This window comes from Planctomicrobium limosum (genome assembly GCF_051465645.1).
Taxonomy (GTDB): Bacteria; Planctomycetota; Planctomycetia; order Planctomycetales; family Planctomycetaceae; genus Planctomicrobium.
In genome coordinates this window covers 477,803-494,310 of the sequence record NZ_CP195790.1, presented here as the reverse complement: position 1 = coordinate 494,310, position 16,508 = coordinate 477,803, and the positions used below count along the sequence as shown (strand labels likewise).

Sequence of the window (16,508 nt, the reverse complement as noted above, 5' to 3'; positions counted from 1 at the left end):
CCTTGTAAAGCACCTCGGCCTCAGGTCCCGCCTCATGAATACGTCAACACACTCGATCCGGCTCGACTAGAATTCACCCACCAGTTCGCCATCCATATATCCGCCTATCGAGCGATACAGCGTGCGGTCAACGTTTTCGCTGACGAAACGGACAGAACCATCCCCTAAGAGAAAGTGAGCTCCTCCAACATGCAAACTCGAAAACGACTGGCCGTATGTCGGCTGATTCACGAGATAGAGATCGTTTCTCATGGGAGCTGTGACCAAGGACAGAAGTCTACCCTGGGTCGTGGTGGCCCAGCCGTTTGATGCCGCTTTAGGAAACACATTATTTGGAGCTGTCGCGGAGATGGGGCCAATCCACACAGAACCAAAATAATTCGGTTGAGTAGTGCCTGTTTCGCCAATCGTCTTACGTTCACCCAAAAATACCGTATTGGTCAAACCATCAATCACTTTTGAAAACGGAATAGAAATATTCATGAGAAACGGGCCCACGTACTTCTGCTCTGCTGCAGTTGCAGTGGGTTCGAACAAATGGCCAACATTTGCCACGTAATTGGACGTGGCATAGTCGTACATTCGTGTATTAATCCCCCCCATGGTATCGGAAGGACACTGGAACCCTGACAGCGGCGTTTTTGCGAGTACATCTCTGACATGCAGGGCACCGCTGGAATTCGCCGCTTGAGTCCACGTCGTATTAAAACCGTTATTGGTACCGATACTCTGGTATAGTGGCGTCTGGTCAATATAAGGGAGCAGCATCGTCCCCCAGCCGATCCAGTTACTTGTGATCGCGCCAGGAGGCAACCGCAAAAACGTGTCGTGGTAGTTATGAAGCGCCAGGCCAAACTGCTTCAGATTATTCTTACACTGACTCCGTCGAGCCGCTTCTCTCGCCTGTTGCACTGCCGGCAGTAGCAATGCAATCAAAATGGCAATGATCGCGATAACAACCAGAAGCTCGATCAGCGTGAATCCCGAGCGACGAGTATTCATTCGGGCCGGCAGCAACGGTGACACGGGAGTCTCCTCGTACGAGAACATGAATGAATTCCGGAAGAACGACCTAAAGAGCGTCCACATTTCCCGTATTGCAGTAATGACATCATGCTCCTGCAAACGAAGCTGCGTCTTGAATCGACTGATAAAACTGCCAACAAAACGACAGTTCATCCACGTCGTTGCAGCAAGCTAAACCAGAAGCCCTACCGTGAAACAACCCTAAGGCCGATTAGTAATACGCGTAAGACCAATCCACTCGAATGCTCATCTCAAGAGCGATGAGTCCTTAGTCACGCAATTCTAAATCGTTTAACCGCATTTTCGTAGAATACCCCGTAGCTGCCACGAACGCATTACATGAATACAAATACTAGCAAGCCATTGTCTGCACGGTAATTGTAATCACCTGCACCTATGACCGAGATAAACCGATATGCGAGGTGATAGTACGGCATGAAACAAAACAAAACAAAACAATGTCGCCTGATGCAAAAATCTTACAATTCTGAAACGGTCGCGAGGAGTGCCATCGCCTACTTAGCTTAATTGCGTCTGACCAGGAACTCGCGTAACCGATCACGTAAGATAGTCCGCCAGGGCTAACCAGTCGTGCAGGCTCCCCCCCTGACTGTCGCCCCGAGAATTACTCTGACCAGCCAGTCTTAACCTTTGCGAAGGTCATCTCGCAGAAGAACTCGCTGCTGAAGACCAGTACCCAATTCCACCTCATTCACATGGTGCATCTTGCGAATGCCATCCCGAAGGCGATCCCTCTCTGAGGAACTAAATCGCCAACAAACATGACCTTGAATGAAAGCGTTGGCTCCCAGAGAACGGCAGGAGAGATACGTAAGTGCCGCCCAGACGATGAACAGAGCTGTCGGTCAATCAAGCGGATTAGCAAAGGAAATACAGGTTCCCGAAAGCAGCCCCCAGGAAACAATCGTCAGTTTGGCAGGAACATTCCACTTGACCCATTCCAGTCGAGTGAAGCCACCGCACTTCCGCTCACGCTCTCATCATTCTCTTCAGGTCGAAAATGATCAGATTCGTCAGACGGGCAATAACTCGGAGTTCTAAACAGCCATAAAGGCCACATAGTAGAACCACAGACCCGTCACTGATGTCCCGACGATGTCAATGACCGAGAGCCAGCCTAACGTTTTGTGCAGGCGGCTGGGTTGCCCGGGAACTGGTGGATTGGGAAAGCGTCTCAATGCATGAAACAGTGTCGCGGCCCAAAGGAAGGGCGTTGAAATCGCGAAAACCAGATGGATCCGCAACACATTCGACACGTGAGAAAACGCATCGTCACTCAAGCGTGGCGATTCCGGATTCTTATTCACAATGTTTTGCCAACCACCGTGCACCCACTGCATATCGACTTCAAACGCTGTCACAGCAACCAGCAGAGTCGCCCCCAGCAGAATCTGAAGGTTGCGATGAAGAAGGTACTGCCTGCGATACTTGACGAGGTACAGACTGTACAGCTGCAACGGCACAATCGCGATCAATGCTGTGACGACGAAGTCCAGCATGAATGAAGCGTCGTAACCGAGGAATCCGTGTGTCAGCATGATAGGACAATCAAAAAATGCCGTCGCAGTGCTAGTCGAGAATCATCGAATGCAAAGGGAGGGTGATCAATAGCGGCCAGAGAGGCGAACGAGATTTGGCGTGAGAACGACCAACTCTTGCTTCACTTCGCAAATGGGAGTGTAGCAATATTCAATGATCGATACGAACGGAGAATTCTACGAACTCGCCACCGGAGACGGTCCCCGATCACGCAATCACTCTGAGCGAAGATGGGACTTCGAAAATGGAATCCATAAACCCGTACCGCGACGACAACGCCAATTAGAGAAAAGTGTTACGACATTTATTCCAGCGAATCAGTCAGGAAAACATTGCCGTTTATTCAGGCTATGAGGCGACCGAAGCGAGCATTTCACTATCGCCAGATTGTCCTCTGCAGTCCAGATCCAGAACTCCAGATGGCGATCCGATATTGGCGAGTATGGACGAATCAGATCTTCAGATCCTGGCAAACCACATCACCTGGCAACAGGTCCTCGAAGCCTACCTGCAACTCGCAGCAGCGGCCCCCATCCCCTCGGAAGCAGCACCTGACACTGGGCCACGCTGGTTTGGGCGGCTTTATTCAGTTCCAGGGGTCTCTTCCGACACTCTCCCATCGATTCACGGACAACTGATCGCCTATGGGTGGCTTCATTTTCAGATGGAAGATGGGCAAGGCGGATTGACTTATCGGGTTTCCCCAGAAGGCCGACGACTGCTGAAACAGGTTGCCAACCTCACAAACGCCTCAAACTTCGAAGAAGAGTCAGTCCCTGAGTTCGATCTGGCTCCTTCGTTTCAAGAAGAATGCGTCGTTGCGTAGGCGAAGATCGCTTGCGGTCTCGTGTCTCCGGCGACGATGTTTAGGGGGAATTGGTCGATTGCAGCATGGTGTCCATTCAAAGAAAACACCAAACGATTTCACGATCTTCCCTTGCGTACGTTGACCCTGTCTGGAAAATCGATTCCAATTTTGATGAATCGACTGAACTGCCGGGGCAATCTATGAGCTCAGTGCTCTAAGCGGCGTGCATATTCGAGCACCAGCAAACATTCCTGCTCCGGCGATTTACTGACATCGACAGCGAATCGCCGTTTATTTCGGCAGGGGCCGTTGTGATTGACATCCTGATGTTTTTGGTGATGGCACTGGTTGTCTGGCTCGTCGCAACAGACGGTCCGACCGGGGCAGGGATCACGTTTGTCGCACTGATCATCTCTGGCCTCATTGCCATCAACTTCTTCGAGCCACTCTCGAATACCCTCAGTACGGCGGTCCTGCTGCCACCTGAATGGCAGGTTCGCTGGGATATCATCAGCTTCTGGAGCATCCTTTCGCTGACGCTATTCCTCCTCCGAATGCTCGGAGAACAGTTGATTCCAACGTACGCAGAAATGATCGGCCCGATCTATCAGGGATCGAAATGGGCCTTTGGCGTTCTGACCGCATACACATTCATCGGGCTTGTTTACTTCAGTCTGCACATCGCCCCATTGCCTCGTGAGTTTCTTGGGTTCACAGCCGAAAGCCACAACCTCTTCGGAATGGCTCCGGACCGTCAATGGCTCGGATTCGCTCAGTACGCGTCTGAAAATTCATTGAGCCGCACACGAGCAGATGGTCGACCTGTCATCTTTGATGGGGCAGAATACCCCAGCAATCCAGCCAACCTGAAAACGATGCAAATCTGGTCATCGTTCCCGATTCGCTACGGAACCCGGCGTCAGCAGTATGCAGCTGGAGGAACAGCGGCTACACAGGCTACCCCGACGTCGATTGCGCCACCTCCATCAGCTCAACCAAGTCCGAGCAAGAACCCGAACTCTGGGACCGGCGGATTTTAGAGAAACGTCCGAAGTCCACTGTTGTTAAGAGCAGGTAAGAACCCACCCTGTCTCGCCCTGGGGCAAAGGGGAGCGTGACAGCTGCTAGAGGCCTGTGCCGAGATCAATCAGGTTTGCAAATGCCTGATTTTTCCTTCAGGGAAACACCAGAGATTGGGCGGATGCGTTATAGTCCAGTTTGCATCAATCAGTGGCAGCGTATCGCATTGATGTCAAATCAGGATTCAAGTCAGTTCATACCCAGAAGGTGAGTCAACAACATGCTTTCACATACTGTCTATTTCACACTGCTGGATGACTCTCCAACCGCGATTCAGCAGCTCGTGGATGGCTGCCACCAGTATCTGAAAAACCATCCCGGGGTTGTTTACTTCGCTGCAGGAACACTGGCGAACGAGTTCACCAGACCAGTCAATGACCGAATGAACGATGTCGTGCTGCACGTCTTCTTCTCAGACAAAGAAGCTCACGACGTGTATCAGGTCAACGAAGAACACAATAAGTTCATCGCCACTTTCAGCCCCAACTGGAAGCAGGTTCGCGTTTTCGACGCCTGGGTCAACAACTAAGACCAGACAGACAAGGGCGAAACCGAGGGCACTCGGAAGCTGAGACTCGCTTTCGAGCCGCTCCCTTGCGAAGCCGCCTGACAACGCTTTCTGAATTGATTACGCCGGCAGGGGTTCCCACTGAGAAAATGTGGCCGCCTGACCGGCGTATTTTCCTTCATCATCAGTCAAATTCCAAACAATCGCCTGAGCGATCCGAAAACGTTTGCCTGACTTGCTGACGCGAATTCCAGAATAATCGTCCACATATCCATCACGTGTCGTTCGCTCCAGCAATCGTGCTCGTTCATCACGATGAAGTGGCTCAGCGGTAAATCGGGATGGCGTGCTCGTAAAAGATTCGAGATCCATTTCCCAGAGCTTCAGAGCCGTCTGATTTCCATAGTTCAACACAGGATCGGCCTGGGTTCCGTGCGAAACAACGACAAATGGCACTTCGTACAGACGCTGAGCCTGCTCCAGTTCTGAACCCTCCCGGGAAATCAAGTCGGTCTTCAGTAATCGCTGGTAAGAATTCAACAGCAATTGTGTGTGAGCAATCCAGCGAGGATCATTCCAGGGAGAAATCTCAGACACCTTGTCACCCACTTCGACGTTACGATGAAAATCTGCCCACCTGTGAATGAAGCTGCTCATTCACCGACTGCCCAACCCTGCATTGCAGGGCGAACAATTGACTCTGGTCTGGCATCCGGTCAGGTCTGAGATGTACAGTGTCTGCTTCCGAATGTCGAGAGTTCACTGCGGCAAGTTCCCATTTCAAGACGGAGCGAAACGCAGTGCAGAGCAGATTGCTCGTGGATAAAGTGTTATGCCGGCGACGGTTCTTCTGATTGATAATTACGACAGTTTTGTCTTCAACCTGGCAAGATACCTGCAAGAGTTGGGCGTCTCGACAGAAGTCCGGCGAAACGACGCTATCTCGGTCGCCGAAATACTCGACAATCCCCCTCAGGCGATCGTTCTCTCCCCAGGGCCATGCGCTCCCGATCAAGCCGGAATCTGTCTGGATCTCATCGCTGCTGTTTCAGGCAGAATTCCGCTCCTTGGAGTTTGCCTCGGGCACCAGGCAATCGGTCAGGCATTTGGAGGGAAGGTAGTACGAGCACCGGAACCCATGCACGGTCGGGCCTCATCCATTGCACACAGCCAGCAAGGGATCTTCGAGGGCTGTGAATCACCGCTGCAGGTTGCCAGATACCATTCTTTAGTCATTGAACGAGAGTCACTTCCAAAGTCACTCAACATCACAGCCGCAACTGCAGATGGAGTCATCATGGGACTCGAGCACTCAGACTGGCCGGTCTACGGAGTCCAGTTCCACCCGGAATCGATTCTTACCGAATCCGGGCATCTGCTTCTCAGAAACTTCCTGACACTTGCAGGCATCGAACATTCAAAGCCTGCAAGTTCGGAAATCATTCTCCCGGTTCACAGTCGCCATTCAGAGGAAGACGACTTCTACCAAAGGCCCATCGACGAAGATGCAACTCGACCGAATTGAATGAGAGTTCATGCGTTGAAGTGCAAATTTGGAATGACACTAACGCCGTCACACGATCGCTCCAACATAGAAACCTACTTCAATTCAAAATCGTGTTGATTCTCCCCCTCTTTGATGGTTGCGCTGAACCCACTGGTCGTCGGATCCTGATACTTCCCTGGGATATTCACCAACACCGGCTTTGCACTCGCCATCTGATCTGGCGGCGGAAGTAAAGGAGGGCCAAAGCTGACTTGGTATTCCCCAGTCGCAATGGGAACTTCAATACGATACTGCCCAGACTCCGAGAGTTCCGCGTTTGCTTCTGAACCACTTCCGCTATTCACAAAGCGAATGACTCCCTGCTTCATCGGCGTCCCCTTGAGCTTCACCGTTCCGGATATTGTTCCAACCACAACATCAGGCTGGGAAGATCCGCAACCAACGATCACGAGAAGCCCAAGGAGCGAAAGTCCAGGTAGCCACTTTCGAGATATCAATTGAATCACCATCGGCAATTCGCCTCTATTCTATGTGTGTAATCTTCGATACACACCTGTTACGTCCAGCGTGCAGCACGACCAACGAAACAGGAGTCAATGAAGGATCGATTGTTATTAAGCAGACAGTAAATGGATGCACGAGTCCGCAGGAGCTCCTTGCCGCCGCTTACCATTCGCCCACAACTTGGCCATCATCAGCAACGCTGGCGCGACGGTAGGTGTCCATATCAATATTGTCACTGACAAATCGAACACTTCCATCAGCAAACAGAGCATGAACTCCACCTGTATGAAATGAGTTCACAATCGTGTTTGTCTCATAAGTCGCACTACTTGCCTGCGCCAACTTATCCTTAGCGTTAATCGCCTGACGAACTACCGTCAACCCTGTGTGATAATAGTTATTACCGGCCGGCATCGTACTCACTCGATACAGAATGAGACTGTCTGCAGCGGTTCCAGTCCATCCCCCAGAATAATTTGCCCTCAACACTTCTCCGTTTACACGACCAGACTGTTCCGCAATCACAATCGTATTGGAAGTCCCATCAACAATATGGTGTATTCCTCTACTTTCGTTCGGCAACAGAATCCCATTCCCACAGACGATTCCGCGACCACTCTGTTTACAAACAGTTGTACGCCCCAACGGATCCGGCGTTGCACCTGAGATCCCTACATACTCATGCATCTGGCTTCGATTTGTATTTCCACTTGTTGGTTCATCGACAAACGCTTCAATCGGGCTCGAAGGGCACTTAAACGCCGACACAACAAACCCTCGCAGCACTTCATTTCCAACGAAGTTCGTTGACGCTCCGGAAAAACTTGCCCCATTAAAGTCCAACTGATTATAGACAGCCGCCTGTTCAAGATAAGGCAGAATAGAAACTCGCCAATTGCAACCACGACTGTTTGCCGGTGCCACTGTCGCCGAACGCGATCCTATTGGAAACATCAGGTGTACGTCGTGATAATTATGAAGCGCAAGTCCAAGCTGCTTCATATTATTTTTGCACTGACTCCGACGAGCAGCCTCTCTCGCCTGCTGAACCGCTGGGAGAAGCAACGCTATCAAGACGGCAATGATCGCAATCACCACCAACAGTTCAATCAGAGTAAACCCTTGTCGTCTTACTCTACAATGTCCCCTCGCATATATTCCTGCCTGACAGATCTTCATTTCAGTACCCTTTACAAGTATCGAAGAATGAACCGGAACAAATGAAAGTCAACACCATTTCCAGAACTGACTCGAAGCCAGCCAGCAAAGGACTGTTTTGAGCGATACAACAACGAACCCTGGAGCCGAAAAGAGTTCATCCTCATGAATGGAGATATCAAACTAATCAACACACGATCATGAAATGTTCGCAAAGTAGAGTGGAACTAAGAGTGCAAGAGCGCACACTTAAAGCTGAATATCGATATTGATATGAAACAGTATTAGAATTGAATCTCAATAAGCGAACTTAGTTCATAACGAACATCACTCAAACCTATTTCAAACTAAGAACGCATTCAACAAATTAATTGCGTCAATCCACCAACACATCCAAGTACACCACTGTCTTCAGGATCAATCCGCAGTAACCCTCTGGATTACCTGATGAGAAAAGTCACGCAACTACTGCGAGTACCGACGCCACCCCGGGGCGGACCCGATAACTGATGAGCAGATTTACTTACTTCTGCGCAGAGAGAAGCCAGGCAATGGCGTCATCCGTGGAGTGCAGTTGCCCATTCAATTGGGCATCACGAACAGAATCCAACAGGTCTTTGAAGCGAGGACCTGCCTTGAACCCATGTCGAATCAGATCGTCGCCTGTTAGCAGAGGAGGGGGATCCAGTTCTTCGACAGGAATCTCTTGCAACCGAGCTTCGATCCAGGCGTACGGCTCGTCGCTTCGCCCTTCAACCCTCGCTGCGGTTCGTTCCAAATGAAACAACTCGCCAAAACCACTCTGAGAAGCAAAACGCTTCAACGCACTGATCGGCTGCTCGAACAACGTTTCTAACGCATACTTGTTGGACGTCAGCCAGCAGATGCGAGTTGTTTCCTGATTCGAGAGCTTCAGCCGATTACATGCGGAACTCACGGTTCCAGCAGGAATGGTTCCACGGTTCTTCTTGTCTGCCAGGACCTGCGTGTCCCGCAGCAGAGCCGCCATCACGGTTGTGAAATCGTCTGTGATCAGTTCGCGAAGAATCTGGAGAATCTCCGCCCAACGGTCAGGACGATTCTCGATTGAGCAACGATAAACCTCTGGCATCACATACGGCATGAGTCCCAGTTCGGAACAGAGATTCACGGCCAATGCACGATGAACGTGCGGCAACATTTTGCGAAACTCTTGAGCAATTCGTTCCGCGCTGACCACAGTGACCTGATCGGCCATTCCCTGAATTGCCTGAGCCGTCGCTTCATCGAGTTGAAAATTAAGGATCGCAGTGAAGCGGACCGCCCGAAGCATTCGCAGCTTATCTTCGGTCATCCGATCCTGAGGGTTCCCGATGGCACGAATGATCTTTCGTTCGAGATCTGCCTGTCCGCCAACATAGTCGTGTACGGTTTCAGTCAGAGGATTGAAGAAGAGCCCGTTAATGGTGAAATCGCGGCGTTGTGCGTCATCCTCAGGTCCACAGAACTCAACATGGTCCGGCCTCCGCCCATCCAGATACGTCCCATCCTGACGAAACGTCGCCACTTCAACAGAGATGCCGGTCCCTTTGGGGCCCAGAACGATCACGACCCCAAAACTTTCCCCTACTGCAAGCGTCCGGTTCCTTCCAAAGAGCTCTCGCACCTGCTCCGGACGCGCATTTGTGGCCACATCATAGTCATGGGGTTCGACACCGCGCAGAAAATCGCGAACACACCCACCCGCCCAATACGCCAGGAAGCCAGCGTTCGTCAGTTCCTGAACAACAGTGGTCGCAAAAAGACGTGGCATGAAATTAGAAAGAACTGAAAGACACGATGAGAAACTTCCCCCGATATCAGGCCAGACATCAAGGATGTCCCGGCCCGGTCAGCGCTGATCACACAGGCATTGTTCGCGAGAAAGTCCCACTTTCCCCTGAGTTTCCATCTGACGATGCAAGATAACCAGTCCTTCGTTACATTGACACACCGAGACTCAATCTCCAAATAAAACCATAGATGTACTGAAGGATTTTTCATGTCACTGGCTGGAAAAACTGTTCTCATTACAGGTGGAGGCACTGGAATTGGGGCAGGGTGTGCATTGGCATTCGCCGCCGCCGGATTCAGAGTTGCGATCGCCGGCCGTCGTGAAGACAAACTTCAGGCAGTCGCCAAACAATTCACTGGTGAACCCAAGATCATCTATCGGGCAGCGGACGTCTCCGTTCGCGAAGAAGCAAATGCACTGATCGAATGGGCGACCGAATCACTGGGATCGATTGACATCCTTCTGAACAGTGCCGGGATCAACATTCCAAACCGTCGAATGGAAGTTCTTGATCCTGCGGACTGGGATAAGCTGATGCAGGTCAATGCAACAGCGGCCTTCAACACGATCCATGCTGTTCTTCCTCAGATGCGCCAACGCAAAGATGGCCTGATCATCAACATTTCATCGATCGCCGGCTTGCGAGCCAGCATCCTTGGCGGGGTCGCATACAGCGCTTCAAAGTTCGCGATGACCGTTCTGGGAACCTGCGTTGGACTTGAAGAGAGCAAGAACGGAATTCGCGTCACCAACGTGTATCCAGGGGAAGTCGAAACTCCAATCCTCGATGCACGACCAGTCCCTGTCAGTGCAGAGCATCGGGCAACGATTCTGCAGCCATCTGACATCGCCGCTATGATCCTGACGCTGGCTCAGTTGCCACCTCGGGCACACGTTCCAGATCTGGTCATTAAGCCGCTCACGCAAGACTTCTGCTAAGCATGAGTTTTTTGTTGCATTCTGAAACCGGTGTCCCACAGCGGGACACCGGGATTTCAATGCCTCGTGCCAGAGCAAACAATTGCAGCAAATCCCTTTAAGAAGCCCTACGGTCCGGCGGTAAGAATTTGTGCTGAGTCTGTTTTTCAATCTGTGTTACGGAATGCTCATCTTGCTGCTGAGCCCGCTGATACTTTGGAAACGCATTCGCACAGGAAAATACCGGAAAGGATTCGATCAGAAATTCTGGGGACGCCTCCCTGAACGCACCGACTTTTCAACTCCGCTGATCTGGCTTCATGCAGTTAGTGTTGGAGAAGTTTTGCAGCTCAGACAGGTGATCGCCGGGCTGAAAGAAGCATGTCCCAACGGCCTGCGGATCCTTGTCACAACAACAACTGACACCGGATTTGCAGTCGCGACTGAGAAGCTGACGGACTGTCAGGTTGCTTACTTCCCTCTGGACTTCAGCTGGGCAGTGAAGAACGCGTTGAAGCGAGTTCAACCAGATTATCTGGTGCTGGTGGAACTTGAGCTTTGGCCGAATCTGATCCGCATCGCCTCCCGACGTCGGATTCCACTCCTACTGATCAATGGACGACTCAGCGCCAAGAGCTTTAGCGGTTACCATCGTATTCGTTTCCTTGTTAGCCACCTGCTGGCGCGATTCTCGCTGATCGCAGTCCAATCTGAAGAATATCAGAAGCGATTCCTCGCTCTCGGCGCCCCTCCGGAAAGCACAGTCGCCACAGGCTCGATCAAATTTGATGGTGTCGTCACCGACCGGCAGAATGAACGCACGATTGCACTTCGACAGTGGATGCAGATCCAACCGGACGAACAGGTCTTCATTGCAGGCAGTACTCAGGAACCGGAAGAAGAGATCGCTCTGAATGTGTATGCGGAACTCCTCGATGAGTTCCCGAAGCTCCGTCTGATCATTGTTCCAAGACACCCTGAACGTGGCGACTCCATCGCTCGACTGATTCAGGACCGAAGCTTTCCACTCCTGCGTCGGTCTGTTCAAAAAGCGCTGACTCCTTCAACACCACGATCCGTTGTCTTACTGGATACCGTCGGTGAACTCGGGGCATGCTGGGGACTTGCCGACGTCGCTTTTGTCGGAGGAAGTTTTGGCAATCGGGGAGGGCAGAACATGCTGGAACCTGCGGCCTATGGTGCAGCTGTCTGCTATGGCCCCAACACGTCAAACTTCCGACAGGTTGTTGAACTGCTTGAACAGCATCAAGCCACGGTTCGCACTCGATCGCCAGAAGAACTGAAAACGTTCGTTCGCTCGATGCTGAACGATCGCCAACAAGCGGAAACACTGGGACACCGAGCTCGCGAAGTCGTGCTCGCCCAACAGGGAGCAACAGCACGAACTGTCGCTCTCATCGTCAATAAGTTTCAGCAATCGTGAATCACGTGTTCACCATTTGAGATATCGCAGATTTCCTGCGTTCGAAGTGACATTCGCTCGCATGCTGACGAGATAATCTCGTTGCTGTTCTCTCGTAATTCAGGTGTACAGAAGACGAACCTCTCTCTAAACGGTAAAATCATCGTTGGAGTCGCATCCGCATGGCAGAAAACTGCCTGACAGAACGGAACAGAAACGTTACTGACGATGACACGACAATTCTCTCTGATCCTCGGCGTCGGCTTGGGGCTGTTTGCATTACTGCTGGCGGCGGTGTTGGTTCCCACGGACTTGACCACGTCAAAATCCGGCCTCATCACTAAGGAACCCGGGAAAACTCCTGATGGCATGATCTGGATTTCCGGCGGCCAATTCAAAATGGGAACGAACGAGTTAGTTCCTCCCGGCGCTCCAAATCCACTCCGAATCAAAGCCGATGAATACCCTGCACATGACGTCGAACTCGACGGTTTCTGGATGGACAGTACGCCAGTCACGAATCGCGAGTTTTCAAAATTCGTCGACCAGACTCGCTACAAAACCTTTGCCGAACGCCAACTGACAAAACAGGACTTCGCCGATCGGGGAGCCGACATCAGCGAGTTCAACGGAAATGTCATTCCACCGGGATCGATGTGCTTCAATCCTGACTTTAATCGGGCTCAACTCGTCACAAATCTCCCCGGCTGGGAGCATCAGGTTTGGAAGATTGTGGATGGCGCGGACTGGCGCCATCCTGATGGTCCTGATTCCAACATCGAAGGTCGTATGGACCATCCGGTTGTGCATATCGCCTGGGAGGATGCAGTTGCCTATTGCGAATGGGCCGGGAAACGCCTGCCAACCGAAGCTGAGTTCGAATACGCTTCACGCAGTGGCGGAAAAGAAACGCTGTTCCCTTGGGGAGAAGAGATCCTCCTGAATGGGAAGCATCAGGCGAACTACTGGCAGGGAGAGTTTCCAACTGAACGAAAGAATGAAGACGGCTATCTGGGAACGTCTCCCGTCAAATCATTTCCGCCAAATCAGCTCGGACTCTACGACCTCGCCGGGAACGTCTGGGAATGGTGCTCCGACCTCTATGCAGCAGACTATTATCTGCACTCACCAAGACGAAACCCAAAAGGCCCGTTGGTGAGTTTCGACCCGGAAATGCCAGGGACAGTTTTGCGAGTTCAACGCGGCGGTTCCTTCCTCTGCAATGTCAACAACTGCACAGGCTATCGCACGCGAGCACGTGGACGAGGGGATCTGGCCTCAAGCCGTTATCACAACGGATTCCGTTGCGTCGTCGATTCCAAGCTGTTTCCTGAGTTTCAGAAGCGACAGATCGAGATTCAATCTGCTCAGACGGTAAAGAGCGTTGCAGTCATGAAGAACTGAGCGTACGAATTCAAATTCACTTCATTAGAATGCTGAAATATCTTTTGTAGACAACAACTTTGGTGAATTTTGTATGAGATCGACGGGATTACCAGAAGGGCGTTTGACGCGGAGTTTACACAGTCGTTAAGGTGTTAATTCTGGTCGTATGGATTAGATTGAGGCTACAGTCGCGGTAAGATGCCGCAGGATCAGAAATGGCGAGGGGAAAAAGTCCCAAACCGAGTGCCGGTGTCAGGGTCAAAGTGAACGAAGGTATTTCGATGCCGGAGTTCGAAGATTTATCCATTGCAGGATGGACCGGTCAGGTTATGGAGACAACCGGGACAGGTGCAAAGATGAAGGTCATCCTCGAATGGGATGCTCCATCAATGGAAAAGCTCCCTGCATCCTATTTGTCACACTGTGAATCACAGGGGCTTATGTCCTCGCTGGCATGCCTGCCGGTTGGAGATCTCGAAGTCACAGAATCGTGATTCGGCGATCCTGACGATCAGGCAAGAATGCATTAACGAAAATACAGTAAGAGGGCAGTCGGCTTAATGTGGCTGCCCATTTCTTTGCTTTCCTATCTCTCTTTCAGGCGGTTGTTGCGAACCGCATGACTCGCAGTCAACGTTCTCGATTCGTAGACAACATCGGTGTTGAATTCTTTGTGCGAAGCGCAGTACCGCATCGAAGAGTTCATGAAAATTCTGTCATCCCGCTAACAGCTCAATGACACCGTTCTACCTGATTCAGGGTATGATCGGGGAGCGATACCTTCATTCCTTCGCGAAGTTGCCCAACGAACTCAGTCATGGCAGCGTAAGTCAAACGAGTTGTGAAGTGCCATTCACGAATCCGTCCTGTAACGCACTGAGTCTTCTACGGTATCGATCGCACTTGTCGGAATCGAATCAAGCTTCGCTTTGAACAGAGAATCTCAGGATCTGCATTTGCAGGCGTCCTCAATCACATGCACTTTAGTTGCGAAACGGCGACTTTATGCGACTCAAATCGCGGCTGGCCCATCTAGTTTTGTCGTTCATCCTGCTTTGTTCCAGCGCTGATGCTCAGGATGCCGTTGTTCGTCCCACAATCGAACCGATCGGCATCTGGAATTTCGGCAGCGTCGAAAGGGGACTGAATGACCTGACCCGAATGTTCGAGATCGCCGGACGTCCGGATATGTCCGAAGTCATTCTCGGGTTCATCGGGTCAACTGCTGGCGACCTGAAAGGGGTTGATCGTGAGCGCAATATCGGAATCATGGTCTTCCTGAGTGCCGGCCTGCCGCCCCAGCCGGTCTTCGTCCCGTTTCTTCCCGTTGAGAAGGAAGATGAATTTGTGGCGACGCTCCAACTGACAGGGGAACCGGTCAGCCCCAAAGGCGAGGGACACTACGTAATCGGAAAACCAGATAATCCTGCATCGCAATTTATACTGCGAGACAACTACGCACTGTTTGTCGATGGGCAGAGTGACTTCTTTGATAAAGTCACCATCCCGAATCCAGAGAAAGTCGTAGGGGCCTTGGGAGCCCGATACGACGTCTCATTTTCTTTGATTTTGCGTAGCATTCCGCCGTTGATGCGCGGAGTGTTTGCCAGCTATCTCGCGCAGCAATCAGCAGCGCAGATGCAACAACGTGATCACGAATCCGACGCCTCTTATCAAGCTCGTCGCGCCAGTGGCGTGAGTTCAATGCAGTTCGTTGAACAACTGATCAAAGACGGAGAAGAACTGACGATCGGCATCGACTCTGCTGAAGATGGACGCAAGGCGGTGCTTGAACTCAAAATTGATGCGGCAGACAACAGCCAGTTCGCAAAGTATCTCGCCAGCATCTCCGGAACACCTTCAATCTTCACCCCGTTACTGGGCGACCGTCATCCGCTTCAGATTTCTGCATCGTGGAATGCAGACAAGCGCGAGCAGACTGCACTCAACGGATATCTTGAAGCAGGGCGTCTTGGACTGAATTCAAAACTCCCCGCAGACAGTACGGCATCTGTTGACAGTCTTTTCAAAACATTACAGTCGACGGTCGAGGCCGGTCACATCGACATGATTTCCCAGTTCATTCCTTATCGAGATAACGAGTTCGTTCTGCTCTACGGCCTTAAGGTCGTTGGTGCAGAAACGCTGGATAGTGCCATTCGCGATGCCGCTCTAACGATGGCCGAGCACAGCGACAAAGTCCAAATCGAAATGGACGTTCACCAATACAACAGCGTCAAATTCAGCCGCTTACGTCTAGGAGCCCCACCTGCGAATGTCCAGAAAATTTATGGTGGAGCTCCGGACATCTACTTCGCCGTCAGCAACAACGTGTTGTGGATTGGACTCGGTTGCGGGGGAACCCTCCCATCACTGGAGTCTGCCATCGACAAGATGGAAACGAATCGCGCCGCAGCAGGAACAACGTCATCTGCGCCATTCCAGCTGATCTTGCGAACCGTTCCCTGGTTGAAGATCACCGGAGAAGGGAGGTCGCCGAGAGAAGCACGACGACTCGAAGTCATGAATGGGGCCATGAAGCCAGAAGATGACGCCCTGCGAATCGAAGTCCGCCCAACCGATAGCGGCTGTCGCGTCACCTGCCGCTTCGACGAAGGCTTCGTGCGTCTCCTCGGACAGATCATTGCATCGCGCTACGACCAAAGCCAACTGTAGAGCAATTCCAGAAAAGATGCATCGCCAAGTGCCGAGGTGGCATTGTTACCCGGAGATGGAAATTTGTGTGCCATGCTCATGTCGCGCCAGCAGCATGAGCATGCCGAGCGAAGTGGGTCGGTCCATGTTCGCCCTGCTTGC

15 protein-coding genes are annotated in these 16,508 nt (G+C 51.6%); 9 read left to right on the top strand and 6 right to left on the bottom strand.

The features are described 5' to 3' along the window. Positions 1-66: 66 nt before the first annotated feature. Complete coding sequence (locus SH527x_RS01915) at positions 67-1,002, bottom strand: DUF1559 domain-containing protein (protein ID WP_437192968.1); 936 nt, start codon at positions 1,000-1,002, stop codon at positions 67-69. Between the two features lie 1,082 nt (positions 1,003-2,084). Continuing rightward, positions 2,085-2,585, bottom strand: a complete 501-nt coding sequence (locus SH527x_RS01910) for a DUF420 domain-containing protein (RefSeq protein ID WP_437192967.1) — start codon at positions 2,583-2,585, stop codon at positions 2,085-2,087. A 293-nt stretch (positions 2,586-2,878) separates the two neighbouring features. On the opposite strand from SH527x_RS01910, the gene SH527x_RS01905 reads away from it, so the two are divergent. The 3 genes from SH527x_RS01905 to SH527x_RS01895 all read left to right on the top strand — a co-directional run bounded on the left by SH527x_RS01905 (position 2,879) and on the right by SH527x_RS01895 (position 5,003). Further along, the gene (locus tag SH527x_RS01905) at positions 2,879-3,412 is read left to right on the top strand and encodes a hypothetical protein (RefSeq protein WP_437192966.1); all 534 of its coding nucleotides are present in this window, start codon (positions 2,879-2,881) and stop codon (positions 3,410-3,412) included. Between the two features lie 293 nt (positions 3,413-3,705). Beyond that, complete coding sequence (locus SH527x_RS01900; protein WP_437192965.1) at positions 3,706-4,434, top strand: CvpA family protein; 729 nt, start codon at positions 3,706-3,708, stop codon at positions 4,432-4,434. A gap of 260 nt (positions 4,435-4,694) precedes the next feature. Continuing rightward, positions 4,695-5,003: a Dabb family protein gene (locus tag SH527x_RS01895; RefSeq protein ID WP_437192964.1), complete on the top strand. Its 309-nt coding sequence runs from the start codon at positions 4,695-4,697 to the stop codon at positions 5,001-5,003. A gap of 99 nt (positions 5,004-5,102) precedes the next feature. Here the strand turns inward: SH527x_RS01895 and SH527x_RS01890 are convergent, their stop codons facing one another. Continuing rightward, positions 5,103-5,639: an MEKHLA domain-containing protein gene (locus SH527x_RS01890; protein WP_437192963.1), complete on the bottom strand. Its 537-nt coding sequence runs from the start codon at positions 5,637-5,639 to the stop codon at positions 5,103-5,105. Positions 5,640-5,814: 175 nt separating this feature from the next. Between SH527x_RS01890 and SH527x_RS01885 the strand changes: the two genes are divergently transcribed. Then, a complete protein-coding gene (locus tag SH527x_RS01885; protein ID WP_437192962.1) occupies positions 5,815-6,507 on the top strand; it encodes an anthranilate synthase component II in 693 nt (230 codons plus the stop codon). A 74-nt stretch (positions 6,508-6,581) separates the two neighbouring features. Here SH527x_RS01885 and SH527x_RS01880 read toward each other — a convergent pair whose 3' ends face one another. The 3 genes from SH527x_RS01880 to SH527x_RS01870 form a co-directional block, all read right to left on the bottom strand. Beyond that, positions 6,582-6,998, bottom strand: a complete 417-nt coding sequence (locus SH527x_RS01880) for a hypothetical protein (protein ID WP_437192961.1) — start codon at positions 6,996-6,998, stop codon at positions 6,582-6,584. Between the two features lie 157 nt (positions 6,999-7,155). Then, positions 7,156-8,172, bottom strand: coding sequence for a DUF1559 family PulG-like putative transporter (locus SH527x_RS01875; protein ID WP_437192960.1), 1,017 nt, complete (start codon positions 8,170-8,172; stop codon positions 7,156-7,158). 502 nt (positions 8,173-8,674) lie between these two features. Further along, a complete protein-coding gene (locus tag SH527x_RS01870) occupies positions 8,675-9,943 on the bottom strand; it encodes a CCA tRNA nucleotidyltransferase (protein WP_437192959.1) in 1,269 nt (422 codons plus the stop codon). A 228-nt stretch (positions 9,944-10,171) separates the two neighbouring features. Here SH527x_RS01870 and SH527x_RS01865 point away from each other — a divergent pair, with 228 nt between their 5' ends. The 5 genes from SH527x_RS01865 to SH527x_RS01845 all read left to right on the top strand — a co-directional run bounded on the left by SH527x_RS01865 (position 10,172) and on the right by SH527x_RS01845 (position 16,367). Beyond that, on the top strand, positions 10,172-10,903 hold the full coding sequence (locus SH527x_RS01865; RefSeq protein ID WP_437192958.1) for an SDR family oxidoreductase: 732 nt from the start codon (positions 10,172-10,174) through the stop codon (positions 10,901-10,903). A gap of 130 nt (positions 10,904-11,033) precedes the next feature. After that, positions 11,034-12,326, top strand: a complete 1,293-nt coding sequence (locus tag SH527x_RS01860; RefSeq protein WP_437192957.1) for a 3-deoxy-D-manno-octulosonic acid transferase — start codon at positions 11,034-11,036, stop codon at positions 12,324-12,326. A gap of 207 nt (positions 12,327-12,533) precedes the next feature. After that, on the top strand, positions 12,534-13,709 hold the full coding sequence (locus tag SH527x_RS01855) for a formylglycine-generating enzyme family protein (RefSeq protein ID WP_437192956.1): 1,176 nt from the start codon (positions 12,534-12,536) through the stop codon (positions 13,707-13,709). Between the two features lie 263 nt (positions 13,710-13,972). After that, complete coding sequence (locus SH527x_RS01850) at positions 13,973-14,185, top strand: hypothetical protein (protein WP_437192955.1); 213 nt, start codon at positions 13,973-13,975, stop codon at positions 14,183-14,185. A 511-nt stretch (positions 14,186-14,696) separates the two neighbouring features. After that, positions 14,697-16,367 (top strand): hypothetical protein, encoded by a 1,671-nt coding sequence (locus SH527x_RS01845; RefSeq protein ID WP_437192954.1) that lies wholly within the window; start codon positions 14,697-14,699, stop codon positions 16,365-16,367. Positions 16,368-16,508 lie beyond the last annotated feature (141 nt).